The following is a 1,671-nucleotide window of genomic DNA, read 5'->3' on the forward strand; positions in this document are numbered from 1 at the left end:
GATAATAAGGCATACAAAGCCCTCATAAGAACACACGCTTTAACATTATTTCCATTTCAACTGTGTTCAAAATAAGGGACAATCCAGTGATTTGTTGACAAACCCCAGCTAAACGCAGGCTTTGTTATAGAATTGGCAACAATTGGTGACTAACCGGCGTTGCCGCGCCGACATCGTTCGGAGCAATATTTCACGCTGTTCCAATCGCGCGCCCATTTCTTGCGCCACGTAAAGGGTTTGGCACAGTGTGCGCAGATCTTTACGGGTAATTCCTGCTTTTTTATGCCCTTTGGCATCTGCGCGCTTCCTTGCGTTTTCTCACCTCTTGCCCCCGCTGACCACATCGCTACCTTGCGAGACAACAAACAGGAGCTTCCCCATGCGCGACGCCGCCCCGCAGACTATTTTCCTCAAAGACTATACCGCTTTCGGATACACCGTCGAGGATGTGCATCTCACGTTCAAACTAGCCCCCAACGCGACGCGCGTCATCTCTCGCATCCGCTTTGCACCCAATCCAGAGGCGAGCGACAAGACCTTCTTTTTGCATGGTGAGCAACTTGATCTGAAATGGGCGAAAATCAACGGTGAGACGATTTCTCCTTCAGTAACGGACAAGGGCATGACCGCCGATGTGCCAGCCACACCCTTTACCTTTGAAGCAGAGGTCGAAATCAGCCCCGCCAGCAATACGGCCCTTGAAGGCCTGTACATGTCCAGCGGCATGTATTGCACCCAGTGCGAGGCCGAGGGCTTTCGCAAGATCACCTACTATCCCGACCGCCCCGATGTGATGAGCACCTTCACCGTGCGCGTTGAAGGCCCGCATCCTGTCCTTCTGTCCAACGGCAATCCCGCCGCTTCGGGCGCACATTTCGCCGAATGGCATGACCCCTGGCCCAAACCCGCCTATCTTTTCGCGCTTGTCGCGGGTGATCTGATTGCACACCCTGACCGTTTCAAAACGATGTCGGGCAAAGATGTCGAGCTGAACATCTATGTGCGCAAAGGTGATGAAGATAAATGCGCCTTTGGCATGGAAGCGCTGAAGAAATCCATGAAATGGGACGAGGCGGTCTATGGCCGTGAATACGACCTCGACATCTTCAACATCGTTGCCGTCGATGATTTCAACATGGGCGCGATGGAGAACAAGGGGCTTAACGTCTTCAATTCATCCTGCGTGCTTGCGTCGCCCGAAACCTCAACCGACGCCAATTTCGAACGTATCGAAGCGATCATCGCGCATGAGTACTTCCACAATTGGACGGGCAACCGCATCACCTGCCGCGATTGGTTTCAACTTTGCCTCAAGGAAGGGTTGACGGTCTATCGCGATAGCCAATTCACGTCGGATCTACGCTCTGCCCCTGTCAAACGCATCTCGGATGTTATTGATTTGCGCGGGCGTCAATTTGCCGAAGACAATGGCCCCCTCGCCCATCCGCCGCGCCCGGACAGCTTTGTCGAGATCAACAATTTCTACACGGCCACCGTCTATGAAAAAGGTGCCGAAGTTATCGGCATGTTGAAACTTCTCGTCGGTGACGACGCCTACGCCAAAGCGCTCGACCTGTATTTTGAACGCCACGACGGGCAGGACTGCACGATAGAAGACTGGCTTCAGGTGTTCGAAGACGTCACAGGCCGAAACCTCAAGCGCTTCAAGCG

At 53.5% G+C, this 1,671-nt stretch carries 2 protein-coding genes; one reads left to right on the forward strand and one right to left on the reverse strand.

The features are described from left to right. Positions 1 to 149: 149 nt before the first annotated feature. Positions 150 to 344, reverse strand: a complete 195-nt coding sequence (locus WBC85_RS02795) for a DUF2256 domain-containing protein (protein ID WP_424433158.1) — start codon at positions 342 to 344, stop codon at positions 150 to 152. A 35-nt stretch (positions 345 to 379) separates the two neighbouring features. Here WBC85_RS02795 and WBC85_RS02800 point away from each other — a divergent pair. Next, positions 380 to 1,671: M1 family aminopeptidase (locus WBC85_RS02800; protein WP_424433157.1), on the forward strand; the 1,292-nt coding region annotated here is incomplete at its 3' end.

Source organism: Planktotalea sp. (assembly GCF_049680325.1).
Lineage (GTDB): Bacteria > Pseudomonadota > Alphaproteobacteria > Rhodobacterales > Rhodobacteraceae > Planktotalea.